A 16,885-nucleotide genomic window follows, 5' to 3' on the forward strand; every position below is an offset into this window, starting at 1 on the left:
TCTTGCCAAGAAAACTAAATACCATGCGGTCAGGTTTCTCGAAGAAATTCGAGACCAAGAGGGAAGACGGTGTGAATCCGTCGCGGGCCCGCCGCTGTAATCGGGGACGAAACCGATATCTGGTCACTGCATTGTCGACGAACTCTAAGGACAATGTGGGAAGACATCGGAAGTAGGCTGATCCGAAAGCCAGAAGACCTGCCTGATTGCGTTATTGTTCTACATCTTCGGAGGCTGAGATGTTGGAAGCAAGTTGCGCGTCAGGCGTACTACGGGCTCCCGTCCACACAATCCGAAATGGGCGGCGAGCCTGTTTTGGTTTATATGGTTTTTCGCTTATAGAGCTATTGGTGGTAATAGCTGTCATTGCCATTCTTGCGGCTGTGCTCTTTCCCGTATTCATATCAGCGAAAGATAAAGCCGGACAGACGCAGTGTATTTCAAACCTCAAACAAATCGCCTCGGCATGGCTGATGTATGTCGACGATAACTCCGGCAGGGCTTGTCCATCATATTACTGGGCATCTGGCGGCTGGGTGCGTGCATGGGACTTCGACCTAAAGGCTACTCAAACCACTTCCATCTGGAAATACGGCCTGCTCGGCCCGTATATGAAAAGCGGCAAGATCAAGAGCTGCCCATCTTTCTACGGCGGCAAATGGGACAGGCCGTATTCCGGCTATGCATACAATGCCAGCTATATCGGCGGAGATGTCACAGTCGACGGCAATGTCTTTGTTGACGAATATACCGACCGGCCTCATACAACTGCATTTCTCGGCCGGATAAAACACCCTTCAAAAACGGCAGTCTTTGCCGACGGCGGGTTCGGCAGCCCTGTAAGCGCTCAGAATTATCTACGTGCTCCGAGCGACGTCTATTTTCAAGAAGGCACGGTCCATTATCGCCACAATGGAGCCGCCTCAGTCGCATATGCCGATGGCCATGTCGCCGCTGTCCGGCGCAAATACACCCATTACGCCAATGTCCCCTGGCTTAACATCAAGCAGAAATCGTACGATTGCTCTCCTAGCACGGGTGGGCTGTCACTGGATGACTCTGCGTACGACCTGGACTAAATCAAAGGAGGAAGAAAAATGAGAAAACCGATTGCATTGATGATTGCGCTGACAATCGCTTTGTGTACGAGCGCAATGGCAACAGACTGGTATGCGTCCGAAGTGGTGGACTCATACCGGCTCGGAAACAGCCCATATGACGATCCACTCGCTACACTGGGCAAGCCGTCAACCTGGATGAACAATTCGGGTGCGCCAGGCGACACCGATCCATGCGCAGTGATGATGATCTGCCCGGCATGGAATGTGGGGCTTAGCGGCGAAAAACTTATCACCACTATCAAGTCGAAGAGTTCGTCATACGCGGCGGGTTACATCATAGTTAAATTCGACACGCCCGTATATGACGACCCGGACAATTGGTATGGCAAAGACTTCATTGTTTTCGGCAACCCGTTCTTTGTGCTGGGTGGGTCGTATGTTTACTCAGGATCGAACATGGAAGATATGATGCTCTCGGCCTATGGCGGTAGCGCAATGTGGGTAGAACCATCGCCGGTCGAGGTCAGCCAGGACGGCATTACCTGGTACACATTTTCCAACGGCCCATATGCGGATGACTATGCCCCCACCCACGCATTCGCCTGGGACTGGGTCGAAAACCACTGGCTAACAAACAGTTCAGGTGTTGAGATAGGTCTTGACTTTACACGTCCTGTCGACCCTGCATGGACAGAGAGCAGTTTCGCAAGTATTAGCTGCGCCCAGGCAATAGATATGTACGAAGGATCGGGCGGCGGAACACCGTTTGACCTTGCCGAATTGCCGGATTATTCCAGTCTAGCAACAGACCCCGTAACCGGCATGAAATGGATTCAATACATAAAAGTCGACGGTGTCGGCGGTGAGGTCGATGCATTTGCACGGGTCAGCCACATGATCGAGCCGATGAGCATTGGTGAAGCGAAGAAGCTTGATGACGGCAGCCATGTGGTGCTCGATGATGTGGTAGTTTCAGCCGCCACTTACACGGTCGGCAGGTACTGCTACGTCCAGCAGGAAAACCGTTCGAGCGGCATCAAAGTGATGGGCCGCGTGCTCGATATCGGTGCAAAGATCAATCTTATGGGCGATATTGACACTATAGACGGTGAGCGTGTCATCCAGGCAACATCTGTCCTCGCAGTTACCGATGCGGAGACAGCCGATGTTAAACCGCTTGGAATGCCAAACAAGGCTATCGGCAATTTTGGACTGAGCACCACTGGGTTGCTGGTAAAAACGTGGGGCACAGTAAAGTCGATCGATTCGGAAACCAAGTCGTTTGTGATAGACGACGGCTCGGGATGCGATATCAAGTGCATCGCTCCAAGAAGCACGGATGACAATGACGAATCCAACTGGGGAAGCATTGTAGATGCAGACTTCACTGCACCGGAAGTGGATGCGTTTGTTACAGTCACGGGCATAAGCTCGACGGAAGAAGGAGGTGAAACATATGTAATTAGGCTCAGAAGTTGTGATGATGTTCAATAAACAAGGAGGAAAAGGAAATTGAAAAAGATACTCTCAACAGTGCTCCTTGCGCTGGGAGCAGCCGCACTATTTTGCGGTTCGGCAGGCGCATTTTCGTTCGACGATATCCGGCTCTGGGCTGGGTCGGGCAGCAATCGGGCTGCAATGGTGATCGACTGGAACGACGGCATATCGCCTCAATCAATTGTCTGGGGATACAAGTGGGATGGAACGGCAACCGGCAAAGATATGTTCGACGCGGTGCTTGCACTCGACAATAGACTGTACGCTTCTATGGAATACTGGCCGTCGTATGATGGCTATACGGTGTACGGGATCGGCTACGATCTGGACGCAGACGGCAGCGGCTTTGTTTCGGGTGTCCGCCAGGATGCCGGTGGCGATGAGGACGGTTACGCGCTCGACTCTGATGACCACTACTGCGAAGGCTGGTTCACCGGATATTGGTCGTATTACGTAGCCGAGACAACAGGCTCTCTGCCTAGTAGCTGGGATTATTCCGGCTGGGGAATATCCGCTCGCACGCTCAGTGACGGCTCATGGGACGGATGGAGTTTTGTCAGCGATATGTCTGACTGGACGTCTGCAGGCCCGCCCGACACGCCGACAGCCGCAACAGCCGTTCCCGAACCGGGTGCACTGGCAGGACTGGTGACGGGGCTGATGTCACTGGGTGGCCTTGCGCTGCGCAGGCGAAAGTAGAGGGTCGTATGCGCATGCCGGACGGTCTTCTAGGCCGTCCGACCACAAGGCCGTATCAATTCAATCATAACCGCGTGGAAAATGCAATCCGCGCCATACCTATATCAAAAAAGGGCAATTATATACTTGACAACTGTAAGCTTGTGCGCTATACTTAATGTATGAGCACACAGAAGACTCCGCAAACCTTGTTGGAAATGATCGCGCTTTACTCAGACCCGAAAGTCTGCCATGATGCGATGGTTCGCTTCCGCTGGCCAGATGGTGTTGAATGCCCGCATTGTGGTTCAACAACTGTTTGGTTCACCGAAAAGCGCCTCCGTTGGCAATGCAAAGACTGTGGCAAGCAGTTTACGGTCAAGGTCGGCACTATCTTTGAGGATAGCGCATTACCTCTCGGTAAATGGCTGCCTGCCGTTTGGCTAATTGCCAATTGCAAAAACGGTATAAGCTCGTGCGAACTGGCAAGGTCTATAGGTGTTACACAAAAGACCGCCTGGTTCATGCTTCATCGTATCCGAACAGCTATGGCCGAAGGCACTTTCGAGAAGATGGATGGCACTGTGGAAGCCGATGAAACATTCATAGGCGGACTGGAAAAGAACAAACACAATGACAAGAAACTTCGCCAAGGTCGCGGTTCTGTTGGCAAAACTATAGTTATGGGCGTCCTCCAGCGAAGCGACACTGAATCAGAAGTGTCAAGAGTTCTTGCCAATATCATTCCCAATGTATCGGGCAATACGCTACGTGCTGAGATAACCAAGGCTGTCGAGAAATTCACCAGGGTCTATACCGATGCTTGGAAAGGATACAACGGGCTTTCCACTGAATATCTGCATCAGTTTATTGACCACACCATCGCTTACGCTATCGGACAAGTCCATACAAACGGACTGGAAAACTTCTGGTCATTGCTCAAGCGTGCCTTGAAAGGGACATACGTTTCAGTGGAACCATTCCACCTAAAGCGATACATTGATGAGCAGGTATTTCGATTCAACAATCGCGGTGAAACTGACGCTGAGCGGTTTGTTGAAGTGCTGGAATCAGTTGACGGAAAAAGGCTCACATATGATGAACTTACGGAGTCATACAAAGAGTATTACGACGCTATCTTTCCGTGATCGGGCTTCGCTTTTTTCACAGGTGACGCCTTGACGATGTGCTTCATAGCGTCCTCGAACCGCTTGAAGTCCTCTCGCGGTGAGTCAGATTTATGATCTACTGGGTTGTTTGAGGTTTTCTTTAGCATTGTAATTAGGCTCCGAAGCCCGGATCAATCGGCTGTTTGCGAATATTGAGCCATGAACGAAGCACTAGTGGTGCTGTTACTCCGACGTTAAGTGCCACAAGCGGCTTTAGCGTCATTCCTGAAGCCTGATATACTCCAGCTAATGCCCCTCCCAGTATTGGCCCAATCAGCAATACTGAAATCCAATACAGCGAGTCACGAATAGGGCGTTGGTTCTTTGGAAGTAGCCCCATTTCATATATACTAACTAGTCCAGCAAGCAAACCACCAAAACCGCCAATTAATGCAGTCCACCACATAGACTTATGCCACCCTGTTTGTAAGCGCGCCAACAAGTTTCGTCAAAAAAGGAGCTTTGCGCCTAAAATGGGCACGCGTCGTGTATAGCATTTTGCCGTCAATAGATAGTCTTGATGGTTGAACTAGCATGTCTTTCAATTCCGAAAGTTGTTCTGATACCTCTTTAGTGGTTGCATCAATCTCACGCGCGATGCCTTCTGTTGTTCGCCATAAATAACGTGGGTTTTCTAAAGCTGTAAGTACTGCGCGTTGTATTGTCATTGTAGCAATCCGTATATATGCTTTATCATTGCCGGTAATTGATTGAGGCTGTTTTGGAATTTCTATTTTTGATATGTTTGTTGTATTCTGCTCATTTGGCACGGGTATAGTAAGTGCCTTATCTACTTGTTCCACATGAGAATATATATTAGGCATAAGCACATTATCTAATGTTGGGCACGCTGCCGTCATTTTTGACTCCCGCCGAGTATACCCATGAAGTCCTGTATTGCATTTGTGGTCAGTTCGGTCGCTTCTTTTGCGAATTTGGATACTTCGGAAGGGTTATATTGATGTACTCGCCAGAAATCACAGCAGAATATAAAACCATCGACAAATGCCAGTAGCCTTGGCGCGTCCTGAAACTCGAAGAATTGAGCATTAACACCGGCATTATAAGGGCCAAATCTTATTTGCCCACACCAATGTTCATCCCTAAAGTCTAAGGTTATACCAACGTCAGATGGCTTCCATTTTAGCGGATTCCGATTTGAGGTTAGTTTGTTGTTATATATATTCTCTATGATAGCATTCTTGCACTGCTCGAAATCTTTATATGGAACTAGTACATTTTGCACTAAGCCTAGCCTATTATAAGAACTGATTCCGAGGCCAGAAGACACATTATCAAAAACTTGTTGTGCTTCTTTAGCAAAAGCCATTGTATCATCTTGTTGTTCCCAATTAAATTCTGTCTGGGTCTGAGCAAATGCAACTGATCTAAAATCATTGTCGTTTGCAAATTTCCAGAGTGCTCCATCAGGCTGCCGAACATATTTATTGTAATGACTAGCTAGAGTATTAGCCAATGATGCACCATCTGAAAATATCCGCAATGCTGCATCATAGCGTGCCTGTATATACCTGCGTTGGAACTGCATTTCAATTTGGCTCACGAGTGGTTTCCTCTATACCTTAGTCTTACCGTTATTGTCGGCAGACTCAACTACAGTATAGAGTATGTTCGCCAGTTAAGCAAATATCACCTGCATGCTATTCAGAAACCGGTATTTATGCTAGATATAGCAACCCCAACAGTCATCAAGTATATAGTTGCCCAAAAAAGGAAAAGGACAATGTCAATCAGAAAAACAATCACTTCAATAATAGTCATATGGCTATTGTCTATAAGCACTGCAGCGTTCGCGTTCAGTCCATATGCCGCTGAACTTGTGAGCTATTCTTCAGACTTGACCGGATCAAGTCTTTATAATGATCCGAGCGCAGTTCTCGGGCAGGCGGCTACGAAATTCGCCAATGGATCAATGTCCAGCATACGCCGCACGAAGCTGGTGGAACCGGCATGGTATAAAGGACCCAGTGGAGAAAAGCTCATCACGACCATCAACGCAGGTCAGTATGTGGAGGTCAAATTCGATCATCAGGTAATGGACGATCCGCTCAATCCATACGGGATCGATTTCCTTGTATTCGGCAACTCATTTTTTGTCGGCAGTGGGAGCGTTTCTGACTCGACCAATATGAACACCTATACTCTCACAGGCGGTATATTCGCCGAGAATATGAAGATATCTGTCAGCCAGGACGGAACCGACTGGTACACATACGATGACGGACCATATGGAGACAGCATATTTCCCACAAACGCCTATCTCTGGGACAGCGACAATGCCTGCTGGACAGACACAGAATCGGATTATACGAAACCCGTTGACCCAAGTCTGACCGCATCCGATTTCGCAGGCAAGACTGCTGCCGAAGCTATAGCACTATATGACGGCTCAGCGGGCGGCACAGGCTTTGATCTTGCCGAGTCCGGCCTTGACTGGATTCAATATATCAAAGTCGAGGGCGTGTCCGGCTTCAGCGGTGGGGAGATAGACGGTTTCTCGGACGTCGCAGCCGTACCGGAGCCGGGGTCAATGCTTGCTCTGACATGCGGATTGATCGGCATGAGTGGATTTATCTTGCGCAGGCGAAAGTAAAACGTGCATTATGCCGGACGGTCTGATGGCGGCTGTCCGGCAAGTCTATTCCTTCGCAGCCATAACAGCCGCTCCCAATGCGCCCACGATCTGAGGTTCGTCAGGAACAATGAGCTTGGTGTCAAGTCTGGTTTCTATGGCTCTAGCCACACCGGAATTCTTAGCGACACCACCGGTCATGACAAATGGGGCTACGCACCTAAGACGGACGACCATACCGTATATACGCTCGGCGATGGACATATGCAACCCGCGTATTATATCTTCCTTCGGCAGACCCTTGGCTACAAGCGCAACGACTTCGGACTCGGCGAAGACTGTGCATGTGCTCGATATCCGTACGTCTTGAGCAGACGACTCCGAGAGCGCTCCGAGGCTGGTCAGCTCCGTACCCAAAGCGCGAGCCATTACCTCCAGAAACCTGCCCGTGCCGGCTGCGCACTTGTCGTTCATCGCGAAGTCCTCCACCCGCCCGTCTCCGGTCAGGCGGATAACCTTGCTGTCCTGGCCGCCGATATCGATCACACTCATAGCCTCAGGAAATAATTTCCTTGCGCCGATGGCATGGCAGGTTATCTCAGTGACGGCTTTATCGGCAATATCCGTGCTCGAACGTCCGTAGCCCGTTGCTACTACGCGCGATATGTCAAACTCTGTTAAGCCTGCGCGCTCGAGTGCAGACTCATAGGCCTTTGACGCGGCACTCTCACTGCTCGAAAGCGTGGGGATTACGGAGTATGATAAGATCCGGCCGTCTTTGAGGACGACTGCATCGGTGGAAAGCGAACCGATATCTATTCCGGCTGTGATTTTGCTGATTGTCATGGCAGGTTATATTACTCCGATAATGGCTGGATTGTTCCTTAATAACCCTTTGACAATCGGAGCAAAACTCCTCTGCCGGAGTTTTTTGCACAGTTGTTTCCAGCAGAGCGGAACCTACTTTCTATGGCGTTGGGTTCAAAGCAGATTCTTCGCAGTCGCTCAGAATGACTAAATTTAGAACCCTTTCAGTTTTGCATTTGGCTCGTTAATAATGGTCTGCTGTCGGTAGTTAGCAGTCGGCCAACGGCCAACTGGTACAATAATCGGCGGCGGACGAACACTGCCGGTCCTTCCGCCGCCCAAGCACTACATTTTTCTACTCCTGAAAGGCCGGGACGTCTCCGACACCTCAACCGACCATCGCGGACGTAGACTCGCAACCCATCCGCCATAGCCCGCCTTGACGTCTAGTCCCGGCAAGCTCACAAACTATACCCCGCCAAGTACCCCCTTTCCGACACCGGCAGGCAAGACGGGCGAACCCGTCGAACTTACGTCCATACCAGACTTTCGGCAGCCCAGCCGACTCTCGCACTGCCCGGACCTGAGAACCCACATTCTGCGGTTCACAGTTACTATCTCCGGCGTCACAACGAGTCCTGTGACTTTGCGCCGCCCGATCACTCGGACTTTGCCCTTGTCGATGTCTACGAAGTGCTCGACGCTTCGGCAACCAGGCAACCATGCGGCCTCGAATGCCCAAGATTCAATCTTCTATGATTGCAGATGAAAACTCAATATTGGACACTGGGCAGGCCGGTTAGGCCCTTAGCTTTGCGTCCTCCGGTTTCCCGGAGTTTGCCATTATCGAGCGCCATACATTGCGCTGAATATTAAGTTGTCTATTCACTTTTCTATATTCAATTGTCCCTTACACATAGATTATGCCTCTTGCAAACAAATGCAAGCGCTGAACGAATTACCAGTATTGCAAATCAATTTAGTCCTCGATGGCAGCCTTGCGATCCAGAACATTCTTGAAAAGCTCCGGCGGGAACTTGGGCTTGCGGTCATATGTATAGAGGCCGTTTACTTCCTGCTCGACATCCGTGAGCTGGGTGTAACATAGCCCTGCCATATGCGGATTATCCAAAAGCACATCCGCCAGACCCTTGAACCTGTCGATAAACTCTTTCTCACCTTTTGGACGCTCGCCATAACCCCAAGCCTCATCGTCGGTCTGAGCCGGGTTCCACCATATACCGCCATACTCACTGACGATCATCGGCTGACCCTCATATTTGGGTTCCAACTCAGGATCGCACTTGGGCAGCGTATCGTCGCCGGGATTCTTGGCAAACGGCTCATACTTGGCTCCGAACTTGGCAGGGTCCTGTTCATAGTCATGCAGGTCCCAGATGTCCGTCTTTGAGTGAGTGTAGCCGCTTGTATCAAGGAACGGTCGAGTGGGGTCCAGTTTCTTGGTCAGGTCATATAGCTCGACAAAATACGCAGGCTCATATCTGTCACCCGAAGAATGTGCTTCATTCAGAGGCATCCATGCCACAATCGAAGGATGATTAATATCACGCAGCACGGCATCAAGCCACTCACGACGCAGGTTTTCCCGAGCCTGGGCATGAAATTTAGTCGAGCAGCCCCAGTCGGCAAACTCACCCCAGACGATATAGCCGAGTTTGTCCGCCCAATACAGCGAACGCGGCTCGAACACTTTCTGATGGAGTCTGGCTCCATTGAATCCGCATGCCATGCTTCGCTCTATATCGGCTTTAAGGTCCTCATCTGTGGGAGCAGTGTATATTCCGTCCGGCCAGAATCCTTGGTCCAGAATCAGCCGCTGAAAAACAGACTTGCCGTTTATGAGAATCTTGTCGCCGTCTACACGGACCTCTCGCAATCCGAAATATGATGACACCTCGTCAACAATCTTGTCCCCGTCCGTCAGACGCAGCTGCAGATCATATAGGAACGGCTTACCCACTTCCCAGAGCACAGGATCGGGAATATCGAGTGTGACCGAACATCTTGGACCGGCCTGCGACAGCTTAGCTGAAGACACAGCCTTACCATCAACCAGAGCCACTGCTTCTACGCCAAGTCCTGGGTACGGCTTGGTCACATCAACACTAACCACTGCGCGGCCATTTGGCGCATCCGGCAGAATGACGAAGTAAGAAATCCTCGACTCTGGCACGGCTTCAAGCCATACGCTCTGCCATATGCCGGTGGTGCGTGTGTAGAGGCAGCCGTATGAACCCAATCTATCCGACTGTTTGCCGAGAGGCTGCATGTGTGGACGCTCGTCATCAATTGCATATACCACAACCTCGTTCTCGCCTGGTTTGACTACATCGGTAATGTCGGCATAAAAAGGTGTCCATCCGCCGCGATGAACGGCAACTTGACTGCCGTTGACCCATACGCGAGACTCGTAGTCCACTGCACCGAAGTGAAGAAGCAGCCGTTGGCCAGTCAGTGTTTTATCGACGGTGAAAAATCGCCTATACCATACTGCTCCGAGAAAATCCGTGTTGCCTACTCCACTGAGTTTGCTCTCCGGACAGAACGGCACATTGATCTCGAGCGGAAAATCAACGCCGCTCGACCAGTTCTTTTCAAGGCCGCACTTTGCCGTGTCGATTGCGAACTGCCATTTGCCGTTGAGGCACTGCCAGGCCTTGCGCTCGAAGTCGGGTCTGGGGTGCTCCGGTCTGGGTATATTGCTGGACATTTGATCTGAATGGTTCCTTTCAAATATTCGAAGTCAATCAACCCTTAGTCTAACCGCTTTCATTAAAAACCTCAATAAGGCAGTAATGAATTTTCCTGTTATCTCTTGCCCGATAGCGCTGGGTTGACATAAAATTAACAAGTAACACCAATCAGGAGGGGTTTTATGAAACTCAATAAAGATAAAGCTGAGATTTTTGTCCCGGACGGCAAACCCATACAGGAAGCCGTTGCGCGCACAACCCATATGGGAATCTCAGCGCACCAGGACGATATCGAGATTATGGCATTCCACGGTGTGCTCGAATGCTTCGGCAAGGACGATAAGTGGTTTATGGGTGTCGTCGTCACAAACGGCGCAGGCAGTCCGAGAGACGACTTATACGCAAACTACACAGACGAACAGATGCAGACTGTCAGACGCCTCGAACAGAAAAAAGCCGCGTTTGTCGGTGAATATAGCGCACAGGCTCTGCTGGATTATAGCAGTGCTGAGGTGAAGGATTCCAAAAACCAGAACGTGGTCGATGACCTTAAGAAGATCTTTGAACTTGCAAAGCCGGAAGTCGTATATACTCACAACCTCGGCGACAAGCATGACACTCATGTGGCCACGACTATGCATATCGTCAGGGCAATCCGCGCGCTGCCAAAAGACGCAAGACCCAAAAAGCTTCTTGGCTGCGAAGTGTGGCGCGACCTGGACTGGATGAGTGACGAAGACAAGATTCCTCTCAACGTGGAAGCCCATGAGAACATTGCATCCGCTGTGCTGGGTGTGCATGACTCACAGATCTGCGGCGGCAAGAGATATGACCTGGCTACACTCGGACGCAGGCGCGCTCATGCCACCTATTTTGCATCGCACGGCACAGACGCTTGCGCACTGCTCAACTTTGCAATGGACCTCACACCGCTTATCGAAGATGACTCGCTGGATGTCAACGAGTATCTGAAAGGATTCATAAGCAGGTTCCAGGGAGAAGTGACCGAACGAGTCGGGAAATTTGCTTGATAACTTCTCATCTTTATCACGAAAACACGAAAAGATGGAATCACGAGATCTTTTTTCTGGTTTCCTCTCTTCGTGTTTTCATGATATTGAATTCTCCGATTATGCACACCTCGTAGATCGTCAAAATCCTCCTCAATAAGCATCCACGCCATACACTCACCGTTTTCAGGGTATCCCTAATGGAGATCAACTACTTGAGGAGGTCCGGTTATGGTTCCCGAAGTCAGAAAGTGTGACGTAAGCCAGTGTTTTTATAACAAAGACAGTGAGTGCTGCGCCCGTGGGATATTGATCGGCAGCAATGAGCCTGTATGCGAGACATTTATGGCCTCTCAGCAGCGCACAAAACACCAGGGACAAGCGTCGGTAGGTGCGTGCCATATAGAAAACTGCCTGTATAATCAGTCCATGAGCTGTAATGCCTGCGGTGATATAGAGATCATATTTTCTAACAATCAGGCGTGGTGTAATACATTTGCGTCTAAATAAAGCCCGGTCGCATTTCAGGTGCTGCACCGGCTTATGGACAGCACCTGAAACTCAACAATTCAGCCGGCTTAATATCTCCTCAGCTTCTTGATTGCCGACATGCTCTCTTGCCCGGATAACGGACATGCCGACTACTGGTGGGTAAGCAATATCGTTCTTCATTCGCGGCTCGACATACTCGATCACATCAAAGACCAGACGGCAGGCGTCATCATAATCCATGCCTGTAAGATTGGAGACATATCGGACCGCGCGGTCGATCAGTTTCAGGTTGGACGGAACTACATAGATCATACAATTGCCCATCACACGCCCAAGACGGACCATTATGCACGTCGAGAGCGCATTTAGCAGCATCTTCACTCCAACCCTTTTTATCCCCTTAAGCAGGAACTCATTACCTATCGAGGGCAACTTGACTGACGGCATGCATGCAGAACACTCGCATGCGCAAATGCGGCCTATCCTGATACCCGACTCGGCTACCGACTGAAAAGACTCATCGCCGTCGTCCAGGACAAATACGGCTGCATCGCCGGGACCTAGAGGACGCAAATCTATGCCGTCCTGACCTATCCTGAACCTGTAAATCTCGCTTAGTGATATGCGCTTGATGACCTCATACCGGTGCGCACAATCCTCATCTCCAACCATTTCACGCACCTGATCCTCAGACCACTCCACCGCGCGGGGAGTGCGCTTTAGGAGTCTATGCCAGGCGTCCCCAGTGGTCATGGCCGGAGTGAACAGAAATGCCCATGAGTCGGATGCATCGGAGTCGTCCCACTTTTTGAACGGCGGAATGCAGAAGGTGGGTGAGCGCTCGGTGGTATCCGTAAGGACATCTATCGCCAGATTATCGGCGAAGTAATTCACCTTGCCGCCTGCGCGATATACCGATTCTTCCATCTCGACCAAATTTGCAAGCTGATGAAGAAAATGCTCGGAGCGGAGGGCTTTGTGCATTTTCTCCAGTGATTCCAGAAACTGCTGGGGAATTGTCCCATCGCCCAAACCCTGTAAGTTGCGCACTACTATCTCAAGGATGGTGAGCAGGACGCATAATTGAATAGTTGTCGCCTGCATGCGGGTCGAACCTGTGATAGCCATCGGACCGGTCGTAAGATTGATCTTTTCAATCCGGGGATCGTCTATGATCTCGCGCGAACGCTCGACATGCTTTCGCAGGAGTTCATCGGGGTTGTTATATACGAAATAGACCTTTGCGCCGCTTTCCAGAGCCTGCCAGGCAGTGCCGATGACCCATGAGGTCTCGCCGCCCTCGGTAATGGCAAAAACGACATCATTCTTTCCCACTCCGACATCCGCAATCTGACGCCTGCCGAACTCCGTGATGTCCTCGAAACCCTCCACAGACTTTATCAGGGCGAAGTCGCCGCCCGCCATGAGGCTGATCGTGCGGTCACGCCACTGTGAATCCCTGCCTTGCCAGAAGTCACGCCAGATAGAGTCCAGCAATATACTCAGCCTGCCTGTAGCGCCGCAGCCTGTGAAGAAGATACGTCCGCCTGCGCGCAGTGCATTCGTTACTACATCAGCTATCTCATACGAGCGGCCGGACTGCGCCCCCTGGCGGTACTTCGCGACTACATCATCATCAACCTGGAAGAGCAGATCGAGTGCAGATGCAATGTCGTTTTGAGCCACTTCGCTCAGGTGCGCGGTGATCGGATGAGATGACTCGGTCACAAGCTCACCCAGCCTGAACTGGCCGCTTATCTTGAGAAATTCCTCAGCACGGGCATGAGCCGAATCACTTATAGTCAACCTGTTTTCCACTGAATCCCTGCCACAATTATACTCGTTACTCTATCTAAAAGTATACGTTGACAAACCTTGGGAAACAAGAATACTCTCTTTACAACGTCCGGTTTACAGCAGATTCTTCAAATTCGCTCGGAATGACTGTGTTTGATCAGAATGCATAAAACATAAACGTTTGTAGCATTTCAATCGGTTAAATAATCAATACAAAATACTAAATATAAAATTAGAAAGGCTCACGCTATAGAGCATGAGCCTTGCATAATATAATATTCCGGCCAACTGTATACACAGCGTCTATCGCACTGCTGCTTCACCCATTTCACGAGTTCGTATTCGCATTGCATTGTCGACTTTGTATACGAATATCTTGCCGTCACCGATCTCACCGGTTCCAGCCGCATCCGCTATGGCCTTCATTACGTCATCGGCCATATCGTCCATCACAACAGTCTCGATCTTGACCTTGTCCAGCAGACTGACCACATATTCCTGGCCGCGATAGTGCTGGGTCCGGCCTCTCTGCTTGCCACTGCCCATAACATGGGATACAGTGACACCCATCAGCCCCAAATCGTCAAGAGCAGCCTTTACCTCGTCAAGTTTGTTCGGTCTTATTATCGCTTCGATTTTTGTCATATCAATACCCTCTCTTACCTCATCTCGAATTCAGGATATGCCAACACTCCGGTCTCAGGCATATCCAGGCCGGCAAGCTCGTCCTCCTTGCTTACGCGCATCGGAACAATATAGTTCATAATCTTGAAGTATATGAAACTAAACCCGAATGCCCATACAAGAAGCGTGGCTACCGCAATTAGTTGAACAGTCAGTTGGTGCATTCCGCCACCATGGAAAAGACCGGTAATGCCGTTGAAAGTGCCATCCGCAAATAGACCGACACTGATGACGCCGAACAGACCACAAGCACCGTGCACCGAAACAGCACCAACCGGATCGTCCACATGAATCTTGTCGATAAACGCTACACTTAAGCACACCAGAATACCTGCGAGTCCACCTATAATACAGGAATCCACACAATTGACAAATGCACACGGAGCAGTAATCGCGACCAGTCCGGCCAGCATGCCGTTCGCACCCATTGTCGGGTCGGGCTTGCCGCACTTGAAAAGCATATAGATCACGGCAGTTGCCAAGCCAAAAGCAGATGCAAGCATTGTGTTGGTGGCGACCATCGCGAACCTCAGGTTGTTACCACCCGATGCACCGAGTGTGCTGCCGGGGTTGAAACCGAACCAGCCAAAAGCCAGAATGAGTGTGCCGAGAATAGCCATCGGAATGTGATGGCCCGGTATGGCATTCGCACTGCCGTCTCTGTTAAACTTACCGATCCTCGGACCGAGCACAATGGCACCTGCAAGTCCACAGAGTCCGCCGACCGCATGGACGACACCCGAGCCTGCAAAATCACAGTAGCCAAGCTTCATCAGCCAGCCGCCGCCCCATGCCCAGTTTCCATATAGCGGGTAAAGTATCATCGACATAAAGAAACCGTAGGCAAGAAATGATCTCAATTTCCATCGTTCGGCCAAAGCTCCGGTCGGAATGGTGCAGGCCGTGTCCATAAAGACCATCTGGAACAAGAACAAAGCCGCCACAGCCAAGTCATAATAACTACCCGTCAAAAAGAAACCAGCGGTCCCGATTATGCCCCAGCCGTGAATAGTAAGTTCGTGGCCTGCGGTCAGTGCGGGACTTCCACCAAGATTACCTATCGGACCAGCATTGCCATACATAAATGCAAAACCGCATACAAAGAACCCTATTATACCTATCGCATACACCGCAAAGTTCATAAACATAGTATGCGCGGCATTTTTGGCTCTCGTAAAACCAGTCTCTACCAGCGCGAATCCTGCCTGCATGAACATAACCAGAAAACCGGCCACCAGCGTCCAGGTAAAGTTAATAGCGACCTTGTTTTGTCCCACAACATCTGCGAGTTTTGACGCAAAAGGTTCAGATGTTGTGGCAGTCTTCAGATCGTCGGCGCTGGGAGCACCGCCCGTTGCGTCGATTACGTCTTGGGCGGTCCCTGTTTTGGAGCCGTCAACATCTGCCATCGCTACTACACACGAGACCATCGATATTGCCATACATAGCAGAATAATAATTGCATACAACCTGACTCTACACATGTTTCTCCTCAATAGTGTCTATGGGCCGGCAATATCGCACGGCCCACAAGACTGACTTTTTTAAAATGCAGAAGATATTGTCAGCCCGGCTATGAAATTGTTCTCATCGACACCATTAGCGGAGAGAGCGTCTTTCAGGTCGCTGTTGACTACGGTAGAATAGGTCACAGAAGGCGTGATCTTCATCTTGCCGCTCTCAAAAGGCATGCTGACACCCAAAACAAGGTCTACCAAACCAGTCTTGTCGGCGCCATAGAAATAAAAGTCATTGTAGCCCGACGATGCAAAACCGAGTTTGGCAGAAAGACTCATGGAGTTGCCGCCCTTCATTGCATAGTCATAGCTCGTGCTCAGCGCGCCATAGAGACCCTTTGCCTCGTCAAAATCGTAGTTCAAAGCAAGCGAAATCGGCAGCTTGCTCCCAAGAGGGGTGTTGAAGAACAGTTCCTGGGTGCTTGGGTATGTCGTGTTTGGGAAAGCATAATATATGTATCCCGCTGACATCGATTTCCATGCATAAGTGAGCGTGTAGTCTTCCTCGGTGAAATTCCCTGAATTGCCGCTTATGTTGGTAGTGTCCATACTGGCCCAGAAATTAAAACTCAAACCGCTGGGATTTGAAATGGTGATGGACGGCTGAAACGCCGGATCGGGGTTCGGAACGGTTCCACGCCACACGTATTTGCTAACATAAGCAAGATCAACATTTGTCGATAAGCCCTCCTGAGCATAAGCCGCACATCCGGCCATCAACAATAGGCACATCCCCGCAGTCAGATACCTCCGCAATCCTCTTGTCCTCATTTGTCAGTCTCCTCCAATCTATACGTTAGAAGTAAGAAGTTAGTGGTTAGAACCCTAACCATTGCTTAATTAGAGTATACGGTTGGGTTATTTCG

General features: G+C 50.2%; 17 protein-coding genes and 3 riboswitches. Of the genes, 7 read left to right on the forward strand and 10 right to left on the reverse strand.

Features of this window, described 5'->3' with window-relative positions; genetic code table 11:
- The first annotated feature begins 14 nt into the window (after window positions 1-14).
- A riboswitch (cobalamin riboswitch) is annotated at window positions 15-221 on the forward strand.
- A gap of 18 nt (window positions 222-239) precedes the next feature.
- The 4 genes from LLG46_02880 (at window position 240) to LLG46_02895 (ending at window position 4,384) form a co-directional block, all read left to right on the forward strand.
- Window positions 240-1,079, forward strand: coding sequence for a prepilin-type N-terminal cleavage/methylation domain-containing protein (locus LLG46_02880; GenBank protein ID MCE5322242.1), 840 nt, complete (start codon window positions 240-242; stop codon window positions 1,077-1,079).
- A gap of 18 nt (window positions 1,080-1,097) precedes the next feature.
- Entirely contained in the window at window positions 1,098-2,555 is a 1,458-nt protein-coding gene (locus LLG46_02885; GenBank protein MCE5322243.1) for a hypothetical protein, read from the forward strand.
- Between the two features lie 18 nt (window positions 2,556-2,573).
- A complete protein-coding gene (locus tag LLG46_02890) occupies window positions 2,574-3,257 on the forward strand; it encodes a PEP-CTERM sorting domain-containing protein (GenBank protein ID MCE5322244.1) in 684 nt (227 codons plus the stop codon).
- Window positions 3,258-3,418: 161 nt separating this feature from the next.
- Window positions 3,419-4,384, forward strand: a complete 966-nt coding sequence (locus LLG46_02895; GenBank protein ID MCE5322245.1) for an IS1595 family transposase — start codon at window positions 3,419-3,421, stop codon at window positions 4,382-4,384.
- Here LLG46_02895 and LLG46_02900 read toward each other — a convergent pair.
- From LLG46_02900 to LLG46_02915, 4 genes are read right to left on the reverse strand one after another with little or no spacing between them, the layout of a single operon-like run.
- Entirely contained in the window at window positions 4,363-4,512 is a 150-nt protein-coding gene (locus LLG46_02900) for a hypothetical protein (GenBank protein ID MCE5322246.1), read from the reverse strand. The genes LLG46_02895 and LLG46_02900 overlap by 22 nt on opposite strands.
- Window positions 4,513-4,517: 5 nt before the next feature.
- Window positions 4,518-4,811 (reverse strand): hypothetical protein, encoded by a 294-nt coding sequence (locus tag LLG46_02905; GenBank protein ID MCE5322247.1) that lies wholly within the window; start codon window positions 4,809-4,811, stop codon window positions 4,518-4,520.
- Between the two features lie 4 nt (window positions 4,812-4,815).
- Window positions 4,816-5,265 carry a hypothetical protein gene (locus tag LLG46_02910; protein MCE5322248.1) on the reverse strand — a complete coding sequence of 150 codons (450 nt, stop codon included), beginning with the start codon at window positions 5,263-5,265 and terminating at the stop codon, window positions 4,816-4,818.
- Window positions 5,262-5,969 carry a hypothetical protein gene (locus LLG46_02915; GenBank protein ID MCE5322249.1) on the reverse strand — a complete coding sequence of 236 codons (708 nt, stop codon included), beginning with the start codon at window positions 5,967-5,969 and terminating at the stop codon, window positions 5,262-5,264. The genes LLG46_02910 and LLG46_02915 overlap by 4 nt, the downstream gene beginning before the upstream one ends.
- Before the next feature lie 180 nt (window positions 5,970-6,149).
- Between LLG46_02915 and LLG46_02920 the strand changes: the two genes are divergently transcribed.
- Complete coding sequence (locus LLG46_02920) at window positions 6,150-7,019, forward strand: PEP-CTERM sorting domain-containing protein (GenBank protein MCE5322250.1); 870 nt, start codon at window positions 6,150-6,152, stop codon at window positions 7,017-7,019.
- 45 nt (window positions 7,020-7,064) lie between these two features.
- Here LLG46_02920 and LLG46_02925 read toward each other — a convergent pair whose 3' ends face one another.
- Both LLG46_02925 and LLG46_02930 read right to left on the reverse strand, forming a co-directional pair.
- Complete coding sequence (locus LLG46_02925) at window positions 7,065-7,844, reverse strand: acyl-CoA dehydratase activase (protein MCE5322251.1); 780 nt, start codon at window positions 7,842-7,844, stop codon at window positions 7,065-7,067.
- Between the two features lie 509 nt (window positions 7,845-8,353).
- Window positions 8,354-8,490, reverse strand: a riboswitch (cyclic di-GMP riboswitch).
- Between the two features lie 19 nt (window positions 8,491-8,509).
- Window positions 8,510-8,657, reverse strand: a riboswitch (cyclic di-GMP riboswitch).
- Window positions 8,658-8,784: 127 nt separating this feature from the next.
- Window positions 8,785-10,536, reverse strand: a complete 1,752-nt coding sequence (locus tag LLG46_02930) for a beta-galactosidase (GenBank protein ID MCE5322252.1) — start codon at window positions 10,534-10,536, stop codon at window positions 8,785-8,787.
- Between the two features lie 165 nt (window positions 10,537-10,701).
- On the opposite strand from LLG46_02930, the gene LLG46_02935 reads away from it, so the two are divergent.
- Together LLG46_02935 and LLG46_02940 are read left to right on the forward strand one after the other, a co-directional pair.
- Window positions 10,702-11,550 carry a PIG-L family deacetylase gene (locus LLG46_02935; protein MCE5322253.1) on the forward strand — a complete coding sequence of 283 codons (849 nt, stop codon included), beginning with the start codon at window positions 10,702-10,704 and terminating at the stop codon, window positions 11,548-11,550.
- Window positions 11,551-11,760: 210 nt separating this feature from the next.
- Entirely contained in the window at window positions 11,761-12,039 is a 279-nt protein-coding gene (locus LLG46_02940) for a DUF1540 domain-containing protein (protein ID MCE5322254.1), read from the forward strand.
- 51 nt (window positions 12,040-12,090) lie between these two features.
- On the opposite strand, the gene LLG46_02945 is transcribed toward LLG46_02940, so the two are convergent.
- The 4 genes from LLG46_02945 to LLG46_02960 form a co-directional block, all read right to left on the reverse strand.
- The gene (locus LLG46_02945; GenBank protein ID MCE5322255.1) at window positions 12,091-13,839 is read right to left on the reverse strand and encodes a hypothetical protein; all 1,749 of its coding nucleotides are present in this window, start codon (window positions 13,837-13,839) and stop codon (window positions 12,091-12,093) included.
- A 282-nt stretch (window positions 13,840-14,121) separates the two neighbouring features.
- Window positions 14,122-14,463 (reverse strand): P-II family nitrogen regulator, encoded by a 342-nt coding sequence (locus LLG46_02950; protein ID MCE5322256.1) that lies wholly within the window; start codon window positions 14,461-14,463, stop codon window positions 14,122-14,124.
- 14 nt (window positions 14,464-14,477) lie between these two features.
- Window positions 14,478-15,986 (reverse strand): ammonium transporter, encoded by a 1,509-nt coding sequence (locus LLG46_02955; GenBank protein ID MCE5322257.1) that lies wholly within the window; start codon window positions 15,984-15,986, stop codon window positions 14,478-14,480.
- 60 nt (window positions 15,987-16,046) lie between these two features.
- A complete protein-coding gene (locus LLG46_02960; GenBank protein ID MCE5322258.1) occupies window positions 16,047-16,790 on the reverse strand; it encodes a hypothetical protein in 744 nt (247 codons plus the stop codon).
- Window positions 16,791-16,885: the final 95 nt, after the last annotated feature.

It is taken from the genome of bacterium, assembly GCA_021371935.1.
Taxonomy (GTDB): domain Bacteria; phylum Armatimonadota; class UBA5829; order UBA5829; family UBA5829; genus UBA5829.

Excerpts from the sequence above, each read along its gene's own strand:
- LLG46_02900 (MCE5322246.1), bottom strand. The coding sequence starts at position 4,512 with ATGCTAAAGAAAACCTCAAACAACCCAGTAGATCATAAATCTGACTCA.
- LLG46_02910 (MCE5322248.1), bottom strand. The coding sequence starts at position 5,265 with ATGACGGCAGCGTGCCCAACATTAGATAATGTGCTTATGCCTAATATA.
- LLG46_02925 (MCE5322251.1), bottom strand. The coding sequence starts at position 7,844 with ATGACAATCAGCAAAATCACAGCCGGAATAGATATCGGTTCGCTTTCC.
- LLG46_02905 (MCE5322247.1), bottom strand. The coding sequence starts at position 4,811 with ATGTGGTGGACTGCATTAATTGGCGGTTTTGGTGGTTTGCTTGCTGGA.
- LLG46_02960 (MCE5322258.1), bottom strand. The coding sequence starts at position 16,790 with ATGAGGACAAGAGGATTGCGGAGGTATCTGACTGCGGGGATGTGCCTA.
- LLG46_02880 (MCE5322242.1), top strand. The coding sequence starts at position 240 with ATGTTGGAAGCAAGTTGCGCGTCAGGCGTACTACGGGCTCCCGTCCAC.
- LLG46_02950 (MCE5322256.1), bottom strand. The coding sequence starts at position 14,463 with ATGACAAAAATCGAAGCGATAATAAGACCGAACAAACTTGACGAGGTA.
- LLG46_02955 (MCE5322257.1), bottom strand. The coding sequence starts at position 15,986 with ATGTGTAGAGTCAGGTTGTATGCAATTATTATTCTGCTATGTATGGCA.
- LLG46_02930 (MCE5322252.1), bottom strand. The coding sequence starts at position 10,536 with ATGTCCAGCAATATACCCAGACCGGAGCACCCCAGACCCGACTTCGAG.
- LLG46_02885 (MCE5322243.1), top strand. The coding sequence starts at position 1,098 with ATGAGAAAACCGATTGCATTGATGATTGCGCTGACAATCGCTTTGTGT.
- LLG46_02895 (MCE5322245.1), top strand. The coding sequence starts at position 3,419 with ATGAGCACACAGAAGACTCCGCAAACCTTGTTGGAAATGATCGCGCTT.
- LLG46_02920 (MCE5322250.1), top strand. The coding sequence starts at position 6,150 with ATGTCAATCAGAAAAACAATCACTTCAATAATAGTCATATGGCTATTG.
- LLG46_02935 (MCE5322253.1), top strand. The coding sequence starts at position 10,702 with ATGAAACTCAATAAAGATAAAGCTGAGATTTTTGTCCCGGACGGCAAA.
- LLG46_02940 (MCE5322254.1), top strand. The coding sequence starts at position 11,761 with ATGGTTCCCGAAGTCAGAAAGTGTGACGTAAGCCAGTGTTTTTATAAC.